The organism is Rhizobium sp. RM, from assembly GCF_013390595.1.
In the GTDB taxonomy this organism is placed as follows: Bacteria; Pseudomonadota; Alphaproteobacteria; order Rhizobiales; family Rhizobiaceae; genus Agrobacterium.
In genome coordinates this window covers 376,253-393,305 of record NZ_JACAWV010000022.1, presented here as the reverse complement: position 1 = coordinate 393,305, position 17,053 = coordinate 376,253, and the positions used below count along the sequence as shown (strand labels likewise).

14 protein-coding genes are annotated in these 17,053 nt (G+C 59.6%); 9 read left to right on the top strand and 5 right to left on the bottom strand.

Translation table 11 applies throughout. The annotated features are described in order from the left end of the window. Positions 1-60: 60 nt before the first annotated feature. Positions 61-897, top strand: a complete 837-nt coding sequence (locus HWX89_RS18455; protein ID WP_138793135.1) for a response regulator — start codon at positions 61-63, stop codon at positions 895-897. A gap of 15 nt (positions 898-912) precedes the next feature. On the opposite strand, the gene HWX89_RS18450 is transcribed toward HWX89_RS18455, so the two are convergent. After that, a complete protein-coding gene (locus HWX89_RS18450; RefSeq protein WP_138793134.1) occupies positions 913-2,469 on the bottom strand; it encodes a phospholipase D family protein in 1,557 nt (518 codons plus the stop codon). A 130-nt stretch (positions 2,470-2,599) separates the two neighbouring features. After that, the gene (gene parE / locus HWX89_RS18445; RefSeq protein WP_138793133.1) at positions 2,600-4,702 is read right to left on the bottom strand and encodes a DNA topoisomerase IV subunit B; all 2,103 of its coding nucleotides are present in this window, start codon (positions 4,700-4,702) and stop codon (positions 2,600-2,602) included. Positions 4,703-4,911: 209 nt separating this feature from the next. Here parE and HWX89_RS18440 point away from each other — a divergent pair, with 209 nt between their 5' ends. The 4 genes from HWX89_RS18440 (at position 4,912) to pyrG (ending at position 9,136) form a co-directional block, all read left to right on the top strand. Next, positions 4,912-5,793 carry an alpha/beta fold hydrolase gene (locus HWX89_RS18440; RefSeq protein ID WP_138793132.1) on the top strand — a complete coding sequence of 294 codons (882 nt, stop codon included), beginning with the start codon at positions 4,912-4,914 and terminating at the stop codon, positions 5,791-5,793. Between the two features lie 230 nt (positions 5,794-6,023). Next, the gene (gene tpiA / locus HWX89_RS18435; protein ID WP_138793131.1) at positions 6,024-6,794 is read left to right on the top strand and encodes a triose-phosphate isomerase; all 771 of its coding nucleotides are present in this window, start codon (positions 6,024-6,026) and stop codon (positions 6,792-6,794) included. Positions 6,795-6,898: 104 nt separating this feature from the next. Beyond that, a complete protein-coding gene (secG, locus tag HWX89_RS18430) occupies positions 6,899-7,348 on the top strand; it encodes a preprotein translocase subunit SecG (RefSeq protein WP_138793130.1) in 450 nt (149 codons plus the stop codon). 150 nt (positions 7,349-7,498) lie between these two features. Further along, a complete protein-coding gene (pyrG, locus tag HWX89_RS18425; protein WP_316961591.1) occupies positions 7,499-9,136 on the top strand; it encodes a CTP synthase in 1,638 nt (545 codons plus the stop codon). 295 nt (positions 9,137-9,431) lie between these two features. Here the strand turns inward: pyrG and fumC are convergent, their stop codons facing one another. After that, positions 9,432-10,823, bottom strand: coding sequence for a class II fumarate hydratase (gene fumC, locus HWX89_RS18420; protein ID WP_138793128.1), 1,392 nt, complete (start codon positions 10,821-10,823; stop codon positions 9,432-9,434). Further along, a complete protein-coding gene (locus tag HWX89_RS18415) occupies positions 10,780-11,040 on the bottom strand; it encodes a hypothetical protein (protein ID WP_138793127.1) in 261 nt (86 codons plus the stop codon). Before HWX89_RS18415 ends, fumC begins: the two co-directional genes overlap by 44 nt. Positions 11,041-11,232: 192 nt before the next feature. Between HWX89_RS18415 and HWX89_RS18410 the strand changes: the two genes are divergently transcribed. Continuing rightward, positions 11,233-13,131 (top strand): L,D-transpeptidase family protein, encoded by a 1,899-nt coding sequence (locus HWX89_RS18410; RefSeq protein WP_138793126.1) that lies wholly within the window; start codon positions 11,233-11,235, stop codon positions 13,129-13,131. Between the two features lie 69 nt (positions 13,132-13,200). Here the strand turns inward: HWX89_RS18410 and HWX89_RS18405 are convergent, their stop codons facing one another. Then, positions 13,201-13,890: an HAD family hydrolase gene (locus HWX89_RS18405; RefSeq protein ID WP_138793125.1), complete on the bottom strand. Its 690-nt coding sequence runs from the start codon at positions 13,888-13,890 to the stop codon at positions 13,201-13,203. 176 nt (positions 13,891-14,066) lie between these two features. Here HWX89_RS18405 and rpiA point away from each other — a divergent pair, with 176 nt between their 5' ends. The 3 genes from rpiA (at position 14,067) to gor (ending at position 16,880) form a co-directional block, all read left to right on the top strand. Next, complete coding sequence (gene rpiA, locus HWX89_RS18400; RefSeq protein WP_138793124.1) at positions 14,067-14,762, top strand: ribose-5-phosphate isomerase RpiA; 696 nt, start codon at positions 14,067-14,069, stop codon at positions 14,760-14,762. A gap of 16 nt (positions 14,763-14,778) precedes the next feature. Beyond that, entirely contained in the window at positions 14,779-15,348 is a 570-nt protein-coding gene (locus HWX89_RS18395) for a DUF2059 domain-containing protein (protein WP_138793123.1), read from the top strand. Positions 15,349-15,494: 146 nt separating this feature from the next. Then, complete coding sequence (gene gor / locus HWX89_RS18390) at positions 15,495-16,880, top strand: glutathione-disulfide reductase (protein ID WP_138793122.1); 1,386 nt, start codon at positions 15,495-15,497, stop codon at positions 16,878-16,880. The last annotated feature ends 173 nt before the right edge of the window (positions 16,881-17,053 follow it).

The window sequence follows — 17,053 nt, the reverse complement described above, 5'->3', positions numbered from 1 at the left end:
TAATCATTCGGCAAATGGTCCCGGCTATTTTTCCCGTGAAAAGACGGGGGCTTGGGGCACATGAACTTTCTCGGAATTACCGGAATGCAATATTCCGGCGTACCTTTTACGAACAATCGTATTCTGCTGGCGGAAGACACCAATGTCTTTACCCAGATGGTGAGCATGCGGCTGAGAGAGCTGCTGGGTGTCACCGTCGAAATCTGCCGCTCGTTCGAGGAGTTGCAGGAGTGCTACGAGCGCTCCTCCGATCCGGTGACGCTGGCGATTTCCAACATCAATCTGCCGGGTGCGGAAAACGGCGAGGCGCTCGAATATCTGATCGACCTGTCGATCCCGACCATCGTTTTTACCAGCACCTTCCACGAGGCGACCCGCGAAACGCTGATCGCCAAGAACGTGGTCGACTACATTCTCAAGGACAATATCTTCGCCGTCGACATGCTGACGGAATCCGTCTGCCGGTTCCTGACCAATCATCGTCACCACGTGCTGATCGTCGATGACAGCCCGACAGCGCGTGCCTTGTTGTCCAGCCGCCTCAAGCGCTACAATTTCCGCGTCAGCCTTGCCGACAGCGGTGCAAAGGCACTCGAAATCCTCAAGGCCAATCCGGATATCGGCCTTGTTGTCACAGATTACAACATGCCCGATATCGACGGTTTCGAACTGACGCGCCGCATACGCACCATGCGTGGATCGCACGAGTTGCGCATCATCGGTGTGTCGTCTTCGACCAACCGGCTTCTATCAGCGCGTTTCCTCAAGGCTGGCGGCAACGACTTCATGCTGCGGCCGTTCATCGACGAGGAGTTCTATTGCCGCGTCAACCAGAACCTCGACACGCTGGTGCAGATCCAGCTTGCCAAGGCGGGTGCGAAGGCCGCAGCCGCCTGATGTCACCTTTCATCGTCAGAGCTGCGATTCCAGCGGCAGCAGGCCCATGACCCAGGCAATCAGCCGGCGTGCCGGCGGGGCGTTCGGCTCGCTGCTGTAACGCCTCGGTTCGCCTTTTTCCGTGCATGACCAGACAATGCGGTTGCCCCTGGTCATTTCGAGCTGAAAGCTCATGGAGCTGTTGGTTTCCTCGCAGAAGACGGCATCCATCATCTCGACAAGGGCAGGCGAGGAGAACAGCACGCCCATTTCCGTGTTCAGTGACATGGACCGTGGATCGAAATTCAGCGAGCCGACGAAACCGGTTTCTCCATCCCGGGTGAAGGCCTTTGTGTGCAGGCTCGCCTGACCCGAACCACGCAGCGACAGCGGCTGGTGGTCGGCGCGTGGGCGCAACTCGTGAAGAATGACACCACCGGCCAGAAGCGGCTTGCGATAACGGGCATAACCGCCGTGAACGGCGGCGACATCCGTTGCTCCCAGCGAATTGGTCAGGATGTTGACGCAGACCCCGTCCTTTGCCAGTCCGGAGAAGGTCGCGACGCCCTGCTTGCCGGGAATGAAATAGGGGGAGGTGATGTGCAGATTCTGCTGTGCGGCTTCAAGCAGCGGCAGCAGCGTCTCCATCAGGAAATTGTGACCCTGGCGCCGTTTTCCCGTGGCCTTTTCAGGCGGATCTGCCAGCACGTCGGCGGCATCGACCCAATGAAGCCGGTCGGACATCAGGAAGTTGCCGTTGTCATATTGTTTTTCGACACGGGCCAGATAGGGCTTGGCCGCATCGCTCTTCGGAAGGGCGGCAAGGTCGCGGCGCAATCTGGCGAGCTTGTTCGGCCGACGCGCCAGAAGAGAGCGAACCGGCACGGCTGCGGCGCTGTTCCAGTAGTCGTCGAAGATCAGCGAGGCATCCTCGACAACCTTGCCAAAACCAAGAATGTCGAAGTCGCGGAAATTGGCCTGCTCTGCCGCGTCGAAATAGGCGTCACCAATGTTGCGGCCACCGACGATTGCGACGCGTCCATCGGCAATCCATGCCTTGTTGTGCATGCGACGATTGACGCTGCCGAAGCGCAGCAGAAGTTCGATGCCACGATGCAGGGCGTTTTCGCGTGCCCGCGTCGGGTTGAACAGCCTGAGATCGATATTCGGATGCCGGTCGATGGCGTGGAAAACGCGGTCGGAGATCGATACCCCGAGATCGTCGAGAAGAAGGCGCACGCGAACGCCACGGTCGGCGGCGGCGACGATTTCCCGCATCATCAGCCGACCGGCCAGATCGGCGTTCCACATATAATACATCAGGTCGAGGCTGCGTCCGGCGGCGCGTGCCGTGGCAACGCGCACCGCAAAGGCATCGAGGTTGGATTGCAGGAGGCAGAGCGCGTTTCGCTCATTGCGTCCGTTGCGTATCACCTGCCAGTGACGGTCGAGCGGGGTGCGGTTTTCATGCACCGGCAAGGCGCGGGAAGGGCGCTTCGGACTGGTTTTTTCGAGCTGTTTGCTGACAACGACAAAAAGGCTGGACCCGAGGACCAGCGACAGAATGGCTATGACGACCCAGATTGCAGTCACGTCTTTTTTTGCTCCCGCCCCGACAGTATCAGGCCGGGCGAAAACGCGCGAGAGGATAAAGCGTTCACGTAAGGGGAAGTAAAATTGCGGCCCGCAGAACGGGCCGCTCGAATGGCTCTGCGCTCAAGCGTCAGATATCCAGGTTTTCGGCGAAGGCGGCGCGTTCCTGGATGAAGCGGAAACGGGCGTCGGCCTTGGTTCCCATCAGGTTGTCCACGGCTTCGCGGGTGCCTTCGAAATCCACATCATCGATCTCGACGCGCAGCAGCGTGCGCTTTGCCGGGTCCATGGTGGTTTCCTTCAACTGTGCGGCCATCATCTCGCCAAGGCCTTTGAAGCGACCGATTTCGACCTTGCGGCCCTTGAAGGTCGTTTCCATCAGTTCGGCGCGGTGGGCGTCGTCGCGGGCATAGGCGGTCTTCGCACCCTGACGGATGACGTAGAGCGGCGGTACCGCGAGGTAGAGATGGTTGCCGCGGATCAGTTCCGGCATTTCCTGATAGAAGAAGGTGATCAGCAGCGATGCGATATGTGCGCCATCGACGTCGGCATCGGTCATGATGATGATGCGTTCGTAACGCAGATCTTCTTCGCGATATTTCGTGCGCGTGCCGCAACCGAGCGCCTGAATGAGATCGGCAATCTGCTGGTTGGCAGAGAGCTTCTCACGGCTGGCGCTACCGACGTTGAGGATCTTGCCGCGCAGCGGCAGAATGGCCTGATTGGCGCGGTTACGCGCCTGCTTGGCCGAACCGCCAGCCGAGTCGCCCTCGACGATGAACAGTTCAGCACCTTCGGCGGTGTTCTGGGCGCAGTCCGCCAGCTTGCCGGGCAGGCGCAGCTTGCGCACGGCCGTCTTGCGGTTGACTTCCTTTTCCTTGCGGCGGCGAAGACGCTCTTCAGCGCGCTCGATCACCCATTCCAGCAGCTTGTCGGCTTCCGCCGGGTTACCGGTTAGGTAATGGTCGAAGGGGTCGCGCAGGGCGTTTTCGACGATACGCTGCGCCTCGACGGTCGCAAGCTTGTCCTTGGTCTGCCCGACGAATTCCGGTTCGCGAATGAAGACGGACAACATGCCAACGGCGGAAATCATCACGTCATCGGTGGTGATCTCCTTGGCGCGCTTGTTCTGCGTCATCTCCGCATAGTTCTTGAGGCCCTTGGTCAGTGCAATGCGCAGACCGGCTTCGTGGGTGCCGCCTTCGGGCGTCGGGATGGTGTTACAATAGGAATGTAGCTGCGTGTCGCCGCCATACCAGGTGACCGCCCATTCCAGTGCGCCATGGCCGCCAGTCTTTTCGGTGCGGCCCGAAAAGATTTCGCGGGTGACGGTGAATTCCTTGCCAAGCGTGGCAGACAGATAATCCTTCAGACCGCCAGGGAAATGGAAAACCGCTTTTTCCGGGATTTCGCCGCCCTGCTGGACGAGGCCCGGATCGCAGCTCCAGCGGATTTCGACGCCGCCGAACAGATAGGCCTTCGAGCGCGCCATGCGGAAAATGCGGGCAGCTTCGAACTTGGCGTGCGGTCCGAAAATTTCCGGATCGGGATGGAAGCGAACGCGGGTGCCGCGACGGTTGTGCACGTCACCAAGCTCTTCCAGCGGTCCAAGCGGCAGGCCGCGTGAAAAGCGCTGACGATAGAGCTTGCGGTTACGGGCGACTTCCACTTCCAGCAGGTCGGACAGCGCGTTGACGACGGAGACGCCGACCCCGTGCAGGCCGCCGGAGGTTTCATAGGCCTTGCCGTCGAATTTGCCGCCGGCGTGCAGCTTGGTCATGATGACTTCAAGCGTCGACTTGCCGGGAACCTGTGGGTGGTTTTCCACCGGAATACCGCGACCGTTGTCGCTGACCGTCAGGAAACCCTCGGCATCGAGATGAACCTCGATGAAATTGGCGTGACCGGCAACGGCTTCGTCCATCGAGTTGTCGATGACTTCGGCAAACAGATGGTGCAGCGCTTTTTCATCGGTGCCGCCAATATACATGCCGGGGCGCATACGCACCGGCTCTAGGCCTTCGAGTACGCGGATCGAGGACGCGCCGTAGTCGTCACCGGATGATGACACGGGCGGCGCAACGGATGTCGCGGCCGGCGCGGCAACAGGTGTCACGGCTGCGGGCTTCGGCTGCGTATTGGCGTTTGCCGGCTGCGCCGGTTCGCCCTGCGTTTCCGTTTCATAGCGCCGTGCTGCCGGTAGACCGGAGAAAAGATCGTTGCTGTCGTCCATCGTGCCCAAGGTTCAAGTCTTATCGTGTCGTCAGAATTTCGCCATGCGAATCGGCGCGAGTATAGCGCGAAACACTACAATCCGCCCGGTCGGCCAAAGGCGAGGCCTCCTGCACGACTGAATATGTCAGGGTTTCGCAACAGGAGGATTGCGCCGCCGCCGTCGCGATGGCAAGTCTCAGGCCAACTAATGGAACGGTTCAGCAAGGCATGTCCACAGCTCATTTCACGTTTTGTACTCTTTTTTGCCTGACTGTTGCGGTGATGCCGGTCGCCGCGCAGACATCGGGCGGGCCGCTCAAGCCTTTCAAGGACGATCTGTTCTCGGGTCAGACGGTGCTTTCCACCGCCGACGGCGGAGCTTCGGAAGTTCTCGACTACGACGAAATGCGCGATATCAACGGCCGCGACGAGGTGCCCGAGCGCCGCGTGAAACGGCAATATGTCGATATGGGTATCAAGAGGGTGCAGGCGCTCGAAACCGTCACGGCCGGGGGCAGGGCAGTCGAGGTCGGACGTGTCGGGCCGGCCTCCGGGCAGTCCTTCACCGTCATCTTCATCCACGGGCGCGGTGGCGACCGGAGACTTGGCATGAACGATTATACCTTCGGCGGCAATTTCAACCGGCTGAAGAACCTCGCCGCTGCCAATGGCGGCACCTATTATGTGCCGAGCGTCCGCTCTTTCGATGCGCAGGGTGTTGCAGATGTTGCCGCGCTGATTGCCGACGCAAAGCGCAGTTCCGGGGGCAAGCCGGTCATTCTCACCTGTGCCTCGATGGGCAGCTTCATCTGCTACGGCATCAGCCGCGACGCCACTGCCGTTGCCGATCTCAAGGGCATGGCCATTCTTGGCGGTGCGGTCGATCCCGAATTCCCGAAGAGCGCTTTCGCCAGGGCGAAGAAGCCAGTGTGGTTTACCCATGGCAGCGTCGACAAGGTCTATTCAGCCGATCAGCAGGCAACGATTTTCCGCACCATGCTCAAGGCCGGGCAACCGGCGCGGTTTTCGGTTTTCCAGACCGGCGGGCATGGAACGCCGGTGCGCATGACCGACTGGCGGGCGGTGCTGAACTGGATTTTGAGCCGTTGACGGGTGTTTTATTGCCGTTATCGATGAAACTTGCGTGATTTCGGCAAAATTAACCACGGTTCTGAACCAAACCGGCGCTTTTTTATACCAATTGCCACTGGCTGCGGCTAAAGGGAGTGTCGGAGTTTTTAAGGCTGTCCGTCGCAGGGCGAACCGCGATCGGGGCAAGGGGAGAGGGGTAACGCTGCCAGGGTGGCGTGGACCCCGTTTCAGCAGAGGATTAGATACGCATGACGCCGAATGTTCGACCGCTCGTTGCCGGAAACTGGAAGATGAACGGCACCCGTTCATCCCTCGATCAGATCAAGGCCATGGCCGAAGGCGTCAAGGGCGCGCTGTCCGAAAAAGTGGACGCACTGATCTGCCCGCCTTCGACGCTGCTTTACGTAGCGACCGCGCTTTGCGACGATAGCCCGCTGCTGATCGGCGCGCAGGATTGCCATCAGAACGCTTCGGGTGCCCATACCGGTGATATTTCCGCCGAGATGATTGCCGATTGCTTTGGTACCCACGTGATCGTTGGCCATTCCGAGCGTCGCACCGACCATGCGGAGACCGACCATCTGGTGCGGGTCAAGGCAGAGGCTGCACATGCGGCCGAACTGGTTGCCATCGTCTGCATCGGCGAGACGGCCGATGAGCGCAAGGCAGGCCAGACGCTCGATATCCTCAAGCGCCAGCTTGCCGGTTCGCTTCCGGATGGTGCGACGGCGCAAAATACTGTCATCGCCTATGAGCCGGTCTGGGCCATCGGCACCGGCCTGACGCCGACCGTTCAGGACGTGCGCGAGGCGCACGCCTTCATGCGCGACGAACTCGTCAAGCGCTTCGGTGGCGAAGGCGCCAAGATGCGAATCCTTTATGGCGGCTCAGTAAAGCCGTCCAATGCGCTCGAATTGATGGGTGTCGAAAACGTCGATGGTGCATTGATCGGTGGGGCGAGCTTGAAAGCGTCGGACTTCCTTTCCATCTATGCGGCATACGAGCAACTGACGGCTTGAAACACGGTTTCCTGTCACGGGGGCTTGGAATAAGCCGCTACCTCATGTAAAGAGCCGCAAAACCTTCTTTATGGTGCTCCTTTCGGGGCATGGAATGGATTGTCATGCAGACCGTTTTGATTGTTATTCACCTCATGATCGTGTTGGCGCTGGTTGGCGTCGTTCTGATCCAGCGTTCTGAAGGCGGCGGCCTTGGTATCGGCGGCGGTTCGGGCTTCATGTCCGCACGGGGAACGGCCAATGCGCTGACGCGGACGACCGGCATTCTTGCCGCGCTGTTCTTCATCACCTCGCTCGGTCTTGGTCTTCTGACCCGCTACGAAGCACGCCCGACCGATATCCTGAACCGTATTCCGGCCACGCAGGGTCAGGGTAACGGCATTCTCGATACGCTCGGCCCGGCGGCCACGACGCCAGCAACACCGGCTCCGGCCGACAACGGCGTTCCTTCTACCAGCCAGGCTCCGGCCGCTGGTGGCGCAGCCGCCCCGGCACCAGCCCCGGCGGCTCCCGCTCAGCAGGCGGACCCGAACGCAGTTCCGACCGGACAGTAAGCCCGGTTCAAGTTTGACGCTCCGGCAGGCCAAAAGCCTGCCGGTTTTCTTTTGTTCGCATTCCGGCCAGTGGAACTGCACGTTCGTCAACAGCGAATTTGCAAAAGCATGAATTTTGGGCTGGCGGAATCAAAGGTAAAAAGGTATCCGGTGAATCCCATGGCGCGATATGTATTCATCACAGGCGGCGTGGTCTCCTCTCTTGGAAAGGGCATTGCGGCCGCAGCACTCGGAGCGTTGTTGCAGTCCCGTGGTTATCGGGTGCGACTTCGTAAACTCGACCCCTATTTGAACGTCGATCCCGGCACAATGAGCCCGACACAGCACGGTGAAGTGTTTGTGACGGATGACGGTGCCGAGACGGACCTCGATCTTGGCCATTATGAACGCTTTACAGGGCGTTCGGCGACCAAGACCGACAACATCACCACTGGCCGCATCTACAAGAACATCATCGACAAGGAACGCCGCGGCGACTATCTCGGCGCGACCGTTCAGGTGATCCCGCACGTGACCAACGAAATCAAGGATTTCGTGATCGAGGGCAATGACGACTACGACTTCGTCATCTGCGAAATCGGCGGTACCGTGGGTGACATCGAAGCGATGCCGTTCATGGAGGCGATCCGTCAGCTCGGTAACGACCTGCCACGTGGCACGGCGATCTATCTTCACCTGACCCTGATGCCGTACATTCCGGCTGCAGGCGAGCTGAAGACCAAGCCGACCCAGCACTCCGTCAAGGAACTGCAGGCACTCGGTATTCACCCTGACATTCTTCTGGTGCGTGCAGACCGGGAAATCCCGGAAGCGGAACGCCGCAAGCTTTCGTTGTTCTGCAACGTGCGCGAATCGGCCGTTATTCAGGCGCTCGACGTTGCCAACATCTACGACGTGCCGATGGCCTACCACAAGGAAGGCCTCGACAACGAGGTTCTGGCAGCATTCGGCATCGAGCCTGCACCGAAGCCGCGTCTGGAGCAGTGGGAAGAGGTTTGCGACCGCATCCATACGCCGGAAGGCGAAGTGACCATTGCCATCGTCGGCAAATATACCGGTCTCAAGGATGCCTATAAGTCGCTGATCGAAGCGCTGCATCACGGTGGCATCGCCAACCGCGTCAAGGTCAAGCTTGAGTGGATCGAATCGGAAGTCTTCGAAAAGGAAGATCCGGCGCCTTATCTGGAAAAGGTCAATGCGATCCTCGTTCCCGGTGGTTTCGGCGAGCGCGGTTCCGAAGGCAAGATCATGGCGGCGCAGTTCGCCCGTGAGCGCAAGGTGCCTTACTTCGGCATCTGCTTCGGCATGCAGATGGCAGTCGTCGAAGCGGCCCGTCATCTCGCCGGTATCGAAAAAGCCTCGTCGACCGAATTCGGTCCGACGCAGGAGCCGGTTGTCGGTCTGATGACCGAATGGGTGAAGGGCAACGAGCTGGAGAAGCGCAACGCGAAGGGTGATCTCGGCGGCACGATGCGTCTTGGCGCGTACAAGGCATCGCTCAAGAAAGACACCAAGATTGCCGAAATCTACGGTTCGACCGATATTTCCGAGCGTCACCGCCACCGTTACGAGGTGAACGTGGACTACAAGGATCGCCTGGAAAACTGCGGCCTGGTGTTCTCGGGCATGTCACCGGACGGCGTTCTGCCTGAGACGGTGGAATACCCTGACCATCCGTGGTTCATCGGCGTTCAGTACCACCCGGAACTGAAAAGCCGTCCGCTCGATCCACACCCTCTGTTCGCCAGCTTCGTTGAAGCGGCGCTCGAGCAGAGCCGTCTGGTTTAAGAATTCGAAAGGGCCGCGAAAGCGGCCCTTTTTGTTTGGTGACTCCGGTTTGATGGGCTGAACGAAGTGGCCCAAGGTCTGCCATCATGCCGCGCTCCAGGAAATCACCCTTGCGGTGCTACGGACGTAGTCAGGCCACGACGCGCCTGCGCCTGCGCCTTGAGACGAGTCCCTGATCGCACCCGGCTCAGAATCAAATCGGTCATTGGGGATGGGAGCAAACTCTTTCTATCCACCCAACAAAAAAACGGGCCCGAAGGCCCGTTCCTGACTGTCAGTGAAAATCGCGATCGGCTTATTTCGGGCCGATCATGTTTTCCGGGCGAACGTACTGGTCGAATTCCTCGTTGGTGAGGTAACCGCCGCCGACGGCTTCGTCGCGCAGCGTTGTGCCGTTCTTGTGTGCGGTCTTGGCGATCTTGGCGCAGATGTCGTAGCCGAGCTTGCTGTTCAGCGCCGTGACGAGCATCAGGGAGTTTTCAACGCCCTTCCTGATGTTGTCTTCGCGGGCCTCGATGCCGACAACGCAATTGTCGGTGAAGGAGACGGCGGCGTCGCCGAGAAGCTGGACCGACTGGAGGAAGTTGTACGCCATCATCGGGTTGTAGACGTTCAGCTCGAAGTGGCCCTGCGAGCCAGCGAAGGAAAGAGCTGCGTTGTTGCCGAAGATGTGGGCGCAAACCTGTGTCAGCGCTTCGGACTGGGTCGGGTTGACCTTGCCAGGCATGATCGACGAGCCAGGCTCGTTCTCAGGCAGCGACAGTTCACCAAGACCGGCGCGCGGGCCGGAACCGAGGAAGCGGATGTCGTTGGCGATCTTGAAGAGAGCGGCTGCGGCAGCATTGATGGCGCCGTGCGAGAAGACCATGGAATCGTGCGAAGCAAGTGCTTCGAACTTGTTCGGCGCGGTCACGAACGGCAGGCCGGTGATCTTGGAAATCTCGTCGGCAACCTTTTCGGCAAAGCCGATCGGTGCGTTGAGGCCCGTGCCGACAGCCGTGCCGCCCTGTGCCAGCTTGGAAAGCGCGGGCAGGGTGGTTTCGATGTTGGCGATCGCGGAAGCAACCTGGGCTGCGTAGCCGGAGAATTCCTGGCCGAGTGTCAGCGGCGTTGCATCCTGCGTGTGGGTGCGGCCGATCTTGATGATGTGTTCGAACTGCTTGACCTTGGCTTCGAGCGCCGCGTGCAGGTGCTTGAGGCCCGGCAGCAGGTGGTGAACGATCTGCTCGACGCAGGCGATGTGCATCGCGGTCGGGTAGGTGTCGTTCGACGACTGGCTCATGTTGACGTGGTCGTTCGGGTGAACTGGCTTCTTGGTGCCCATTTCGCCGCCGAGGATTTCAATCGCACGGTTGGAGATGACCTCGTTGGCGTTCATGTTGGACTGTGTGCCCGAACCCGTCTGCCAGACGACCAGCGGGAAGTGCTCGGTCAGCTTGCCGTCGATGACTTCCTGTGCGGCCTGAATGATGGCATCGCCGACTTTCGGGTCGAGGCCGGCGAGCGCCATGTTGGCGCGGGCGGCGGCCTGCTTGACGATGCCGAGTGCACGCACGACGGAAGCAGGCTGTTTTTCCCAGCCGATCTTGAAGTTGCCGAGCGAGCGCTGCGCCTGCGCGCCCCAGTAGCGGTCGGCCTGAACCTCAATAGGGCCAAATGTATCGGTTTCCGTGCGTGTGGCTGTCATCAATCTTGCCTTTATATTCGTTTTCCTCCGCCAAAACGGCGCCTCGGCCCGCTTCGCGCGCGCCGATATATAGAATCATCGTGCCGCCAATGAAAGCGTTGGCGTGGAGCTGCGGCAGATATTTCCCGACTTTGCGAAAAAGCAGGGAACGTGGCATTTTTACTACGCGGCCCTCAGACGTAAAAAAGCCATCGCGACAGGCTTTGCCGATCTTCAAAGTCTTGTCGTAAAGTTAATGAAATAAATGAAAATTTAACCGTTCTGACCAATTCTGGAAATTACGCTTTTATGGTTTCGGCTGTAACATGAAGTTCATTCCGCGGCAGGTTTGTGCTTCGCGCGTTTTCTTTTCAACAGGCCGCCGATCGGCTAGACAAAGCATGAAACTGACGCATGTCTTCGGATAGACATGCCGGGTGCTACGAGGATCAAATTGCAAGTCACATCTGGAAAAACATCAGCAGCAGTAATGCTGGCTCTCGGTCTTTCCTTCTCCACGGCCATGCCTGGCACTGCGGACGCAATCACGTTGATGGATCTGCTGCGCGGTGGTCCGGGCAAGGTTGCGCGTGATCGCGGCGAGATGCCACCTGCGGGCATCGTCACGTCTCCTTCGTCCGGATCTCTCAGCGCCGATGCTTCCGATCCCGAGCCTCTGCCGCGCGTTTCCGGTCCGCGTTATTACACCTACAAGGCCGATGCGACGCGTGCTGTCGATACCAGCAAATTTGCGGATGGTCTGGCAGGCGTCAAGTTCAGCGCCACGCCCGAGATCGCCAAGGCGCTGGAAGCCTATTATGGCGCCGGCGGCAAGAAGCTCTGGGTCTCAGAAGGTGCGTTGACTGATCGCGCCAATGCGGCAATGGCATTCCTTGAGACCGTCGGTGCCAGCGGCCTTGATCCGGCCGACTATTCCGTCTCCGCACCGGCAAAGGACGTCACTGCCAGCATTAGCGACACTGCCGCCGCACCGCAGGCTGACGCTTCCACATCGGCGTCGGACGCCTATCAGCGCGCCCTGATGCAGTTTGAGTTGACATTGTCCGCGAAGGTTCTGGCTTACGTGCAGGACACCAATCGTGGCCGCGTCGATCCGAACCGGCTGTCGGGCTATCATGATTTCAAGCGCAAGACTGTCAACCTTGCACCGGTGCTGAAGCTTGCTTCGCTCAGCCCCGATGTTGGCGCCTATCTGCGCAGCCGCGAGCCGTCGAGTGCCGAATATCAGGCGCTGAAGGCCGAACTTGCGACGCTGCGCGCCGAGACCGATCCGGCGCATGTCGTTTCCGTTCCTGCCGATCTGGTCCTCAAGCCAGGCAACAGCAGCGCTGAACTGGCGAATGTGGTCAAGGCCATTGAACACCGGGCTTCGGCGTCGTTCAAGACCGAGCATGCGGCCGTTATCTCCGGTTACCAGCAGACGACGGACTATTCGCCGGAACTGGTCGATCTGGTGAAGGCATTCCAGAGCGCGCAGGGTCTCAAGGCCGATGGCGTCATCGGTCCGGCGACGGTTCGTGCCATGGTTGGCGAAACCAACGATGCGCGCATTGCCAAGGTTGAAGTGGCAATGGAGCAGGTTCGCTGGCTTCCGGCTGACCTCGGCCAGCGTTACGTCTTCATCAACCAGCCTGCCTTCATGGCGTACTACCATAACGGTGGCCAGGAAGAGTTCGGCATGAAGGTGGTCGTCGGCTCCAAGGCCAACCAGACCTATTTCTTCCAAGATGAAATCCAGACGGTGGAATTCAACCCCTACTGGGGCGTTCCGCAGTCGATCATCGTCAATGAAATGCTGCCGAAACTGCGCCGCGATCCGTCCTACCTCGACCGTCTGGGTTACGAGGTTCAGGTCGGTGGCCGGGCCGTGTCTTCCAGCAGCGTCAACTGGTACGGCTCCACGAACGCCATTTCCGTGCGTCAGCCACCGAGCAGTGACAACGCGCTGGGCGATCTGAAAATCCTCTTCCCCAACGCGCATGCGATCTACATGCACGACACGCCGGCCAAGAGCTTCTTCAACCGTGACATGCGCGCTCTCAGCCACGGCTGTATTCGTCTGGTCGATCCGCGCCGCATGGCAGCCGCCGTTCTCGGCACCAGTGTCGATAAGGTCGGCGAGCAGATCGCTTCCGGCAAGAACCGCGCCGTTCAGGTGCCGCAGAAGATCCCGGTCTACGTGTCCTATTTCACGGCATGGCCGAACAAGGACGGCAAGATCGAATATTTCAACGACGTCTACGATCGCGACAGCTACGTGCAGAAGGCGTTTGCCATCACCACGAAGGCCCGTGGCTCGTCGGTCTGATATCGATCTGACAAGACATAAAAAAAGCGCCGGAGACGGCGCTTTTTTCGTTTGTGGTGCAGCCGATGGTCAGGCTGCGGCGACGCGGCCGGCAATCAGCTTGTTGAACAGGGCCGGTGTCAGCGTCTTGTAGTCATCGATGATGACGGTCGGGTCGAGTTCCGACATCGGTACATCCGTGTATCCGAAGGTGACGCCAATCGACGGCACTTCGGCGTTTCTGGCCGCCAGAATATCGTTGATGCTGTCGCCCACCATGACGGAGCGCAGCGGGTCGCCGCCGGCCTTGGCGATGGTTCCGAGAATATGGCGTGGATCTGGTTTGCGGTACTCGAAGGTATCGCCGCAGGTAATCGCCGCGAAATATTTGGTCAGGCCGAGTTTTTCGAGCAGCGGAAGCGCCAGAACTTCGGTCTTGTTGGTGCAGACGGCAAGTGTGATGCCCGCTGCGGCAAGGCTTTCCAGCGTTTCGACGATGCCGGGATAGGGGCGGCTTTCGCCAGGCATTTCATGTTTGTAATGGGCGATGAAACGCTCGTAGAGCGGCTCGACCTCATCTTCCGACAGCGGCGTTTCACGCAGCGCAAAGGCGCGCTTGATCATGACGCGCGCACCCTGGCCGACAAGATGGGTCAGGTCGTTATAGGTCACAGGGGCAAGGCCTGCGGCGGCAATGGTGTAGTTCAGGCTCGAGACGAGGTCGGTTGCAGTGTCGACCAATGTGCCGTCGAGATCGAAGATGGCAAGCGGGGAAGTCAAGAGATCGCCTCTTTCGGTGTCGTGCTGGTGTGGTGTTGCTGCAAACCGTAGGCAATCCCCGTCGTCTTTGCAATCGCGGGCAAGTGTTCTGTTTCTTCTGCGCAAAAAGGCTTTCGTTTGGCCTGCGACCCGTGTAAACAGCACGGCGACGATCAAGAGACCGGAGTTTCAGGCACATGGATGCCCGCCAGATGAAGATCAAGGCCGCCGAGGCCGCGTTGTCCTATGTGGAAGACGGCATGCGTCTCGGTATCGGTACGGGTTCGACGGCTGAGGAATTCGTGCGACTTCTGGCTGAAAAGGTTGCGGGCGGCCTGAAAGTGCAGGGCGTACCGACCTCTGAAAGAACTGCGCGGCTCTGCGTCGAACTCGGCGTGCCGCTCAAATCTCTCGACGAGTTGCCGGAACTCGATCTGACCATTGATGGCGCAGACGAAGTTGACCATGCCCTGCGGCTGGTCAAGGGCGGCGGCGGCGCACTTTTGCGCGAAAAGATCGTGGCTGCGGCTTCCGAGCGCGTGATCGTCATTGCCGACCAGACCAAGGTCGTGGAGACGCTGGGCGCTTTTCCGCTGCCCATCGAGGTCAATCCCTTCGGGCAGGTTTCGACACGCATCGCCATTGAAAAACTGGCATCGCGTCTCGGTCTGACCGGTGAATTGACCACCCGCACCATGGGAGACAGCGCTTTCACCACGGACGGCGGACACCTTATTTTCGACGCATCTTTTGGCCGTATTCCTGATGCAGAAGCGCTTGCACGCGAGCTGAACACGATTCCCGGTGTCGTCGAGCACGGACTTTTCATAAATTTGGCATCGCTTGCCATCATTGCAGGCCCGGACGGCGCCCGCGTGATGCAGGCAGTATAACAGGAGCGAGATTTTCATGGTCAAACTAGCGGGACTGGGCAAAGCTGCCGCTGCTTCGATCCTCATTTCCGGCATCGTATTCGGCACGGCCGTACGGGCTCAGGAAATTTCGGAAGAGCATGTCGCTGCCGCACGGCAGGCAATCGCCTCTCTCGGCGTTACCGATCGTTTCGACGCCATCCTTCCGGGCCTGGCAGAGCGCCTGAAGGGCGAGCTCATCCAGGCTTCGCCGAATGTTCAGGATGCCATCAGCGCGACCGTCGATGCCAAGGCTCTCGAGCTTGCACCGCGCCGTGCCGACCTCGAGCGTGAAGCTGCGCTGACCTATGCGCGCGCCTTCACCATCGACGAGCTGAAGGCCATTTCTGCATTCTACGGCAGCGAAGCCGGCAAGAAGCTCCTGAAGGACGGCCCGATCGCTACGCGCGAACTGATGAAGGCTGCCGATATCTGGGCTGCAGGCATCAACCGCGACCTCAACACGTCCAGCATGGCTGAACTGCAGAAGGTTGCCGGCGCCGATCTGGCTCCGCTTCCGGCAGACCAGAACGCAACGGGCGGCGCACCGGCTGCACCGAAGCCATAATCGGCTGACGTTTCGTTCAGAAATTTTCAAAGCCCGGTCGCAAGACCGGGCTTTTCATTTGTGCGTCGCAGCACCTATATGTGCCACGAATGCGCCGCTGCCATCTTCAGGCGGTCGGCCAGTGATTTTGAGCAGGGGTTTTGACTATGACAGCTTATGACTATGACCTTTTCGTCATCGGTGGCGGTTCCGGCGGTGTGCGCAGCGCCCGCGTGGCTGCCTCTCTCGGCAAGCGCGTCGCAATCGCCGAGGAATACCGGTACGGCGGAACCTGCGTCATTCGCGGCTGCGTGCCGAAGAAGCTGTTTGTCTATGCCTCGCAGTTCCCGGAACATTTCGAGGATGCGGAAGGCTTTGGCTGGACTGTCGGCAAAAGCAGCTTCGACTGGAAGAAGCTGATCGAGGCGAAGGACAAGGAAATCACCCGCCTTGAGGGCCTGTACCGCAAAGGACTGGATAACGCCAAGGCGGATATTTTCGACAGCCGTGCCGAACTGGTCGACGCGAATACCGTCAAGCTGGTGAAGACCGGTCAGACCTTCACGGCCGAGCGCATCGTCATTGCCGTCGGCGGCACGCCGAACGAGCACAAGGCGCTGCCGGGTCATGAACTGACGATCTCGTCCAATGAGGCGTTCCACCTGGAAGAGCTGCCGAAATCGATCCTGATTGCCGGCGGTGGCTACATTGCCGTCGAATTCGCGAATATTTTCCATGGTCTCGGTGTCGAGACGACGCTGATCTATCGCGGCAAGGAAATCCTGTCGCGTTTCGACCACGACATGCGCCGTGGTCTGCACGAAGCCATGGAAGCCAAAGGCATCAAGATCCTACTCACCGACGTCATCGAAGAGGTGACGAAGGGCGAGGGCGGTCTTAACGCCCGCACCAAGAACAACGGCACGCTTGCGGTCGACACGGTCATGCTGGCGCTTGGCCGCGATCCGAACACCAAGGGCCTTGGCCTTGAGAATGCCGGTGTGAAGCTCGATGCGCGCGGTGCGATCATCGTCGACGATTATTCTCGTACCAACGTGCCGAGCATCTTCGCGCTGGGTGATGTCACCGACCGGGTGCAACTGACGCCGGTGGCGATCCACGAGGCCATGTGCTTCATCGAGACCGAATACAAGAACAACCCGACCAAGCCCGATCATGAACTGATCGCGACGGCGGTGTTCTCGCAGCCGGAAATCGGCACGGTTGGTCTGTCCGAAGAAGAGGCCGGTGCGAAATATCCTGAACTTGAAGTCTACCGCGCCCAGTTCAGGCCGATGAAGGCGACGCTTTCCGGCCGCTCGGAAAAGACGATCATGAAGCTGATCGTCAATGCGGCGGACCGTAAGGTTGTCGGCGCGCATATCCTCGGCCATGAGGCTGGCGAGATGGCGCAGCTTCTCGGCATTACATTGAAGGCCGGCTGCACGAAGGACGATTTCGACCGCACGATGGCCGTTCATCCGACGGCTGCGGAAGAGCTTGTCACGATGTATTCGCCGAGCTATCGCGTCGTCAACGGCGAGCGCGTGTAGTCAGCGCGCAAGCGTGATATCATCTGCGTTCAGGCCTTGCGCCCTGCGCCTTCAGGTCCGGTCAGAAATTTAAATCGTTTAGATTTGTTTTTCTGCGCTTTGAAGGCCCAAAACGCCCCGAAACCCAGGGGGCACGGAAGGATCGGCTATGCAAAGCCGATCCTTGGAGATAT

What these genes read in the sequence shown, in the direction of transcription:
- HWX89_RS18455 (WP_138793135.1), top strand. Translation starts at nt 61, where the DNA reads ATGAACTTTCTCGGAATTACCGGAATGCAATATTCCGGCGTACCTTTT.
- parE (WP_138793133.1), bottom strand. Translation starts at nt 4,702, where the DNA reads ATGGACGACAGCAACGATCTTTTCTCCGGTCTACCGGCAGCACGGCGC.
- HWX89_RS18440 (WP_138793132.1), top strand. Translation starts at nt 4,912, where the DNA reads ATGTCCACAGCTCATTTCACGTTTTGTACTCTTTTTTGCCTGACTGTT.
- tpiA (WP_138793131.1), top strand. Translation starts at nt 6,024, where the DNA reads ATGACGCCGAATGTTCGACCGCTCGTTGCCGGAAACTGGAAGATGAAC.
- secG (WP_138793130.1), top strand. Translation starts at nt 6,899, where the DNA reads ATGCAGACCGTTTTGATTGTTATTCACCTCATGATCGTGTTGGCGCTG.
- fumC (WP_138793128.1), bottom strand. Translation starts at nt 10,823, where the DNA reads ATGACAGCCACACGCACGGAAACCGATACATTTGGCCCTATTGAGGTT.
- HWX89_RS18410 (WP_138793126.1), top strand. Translation starts at nt 11,233, where the DNA reads ATGCCGGGTGCTACGAGGATCAAATTGCAAGTCACATCTGGAAAAACA.
- rpiA (WP_138793124.1), top strand. Translation starts at nt 14,067, where the DNA reads ATGGATGCCCGCCAGATGAAGATCAAGGCCGCCGAGGCCGCGTTGTCC.
- HWX89_RS18395 (WP_138793123.1), top strand. Translation starts at nt 14,779, where the DNA reads ATGGTCAAACTAGCGGGACTGGGCAAAGCTGCCGCTGCTTCGATCCTC.
- gor (WP_138793122.1), top strand. Translation starts at nt 15,495, where the DNA reads ATGACAGCTTATGACTATGACCTTTTCGTCATCGGTGGCGGTTCCGGC.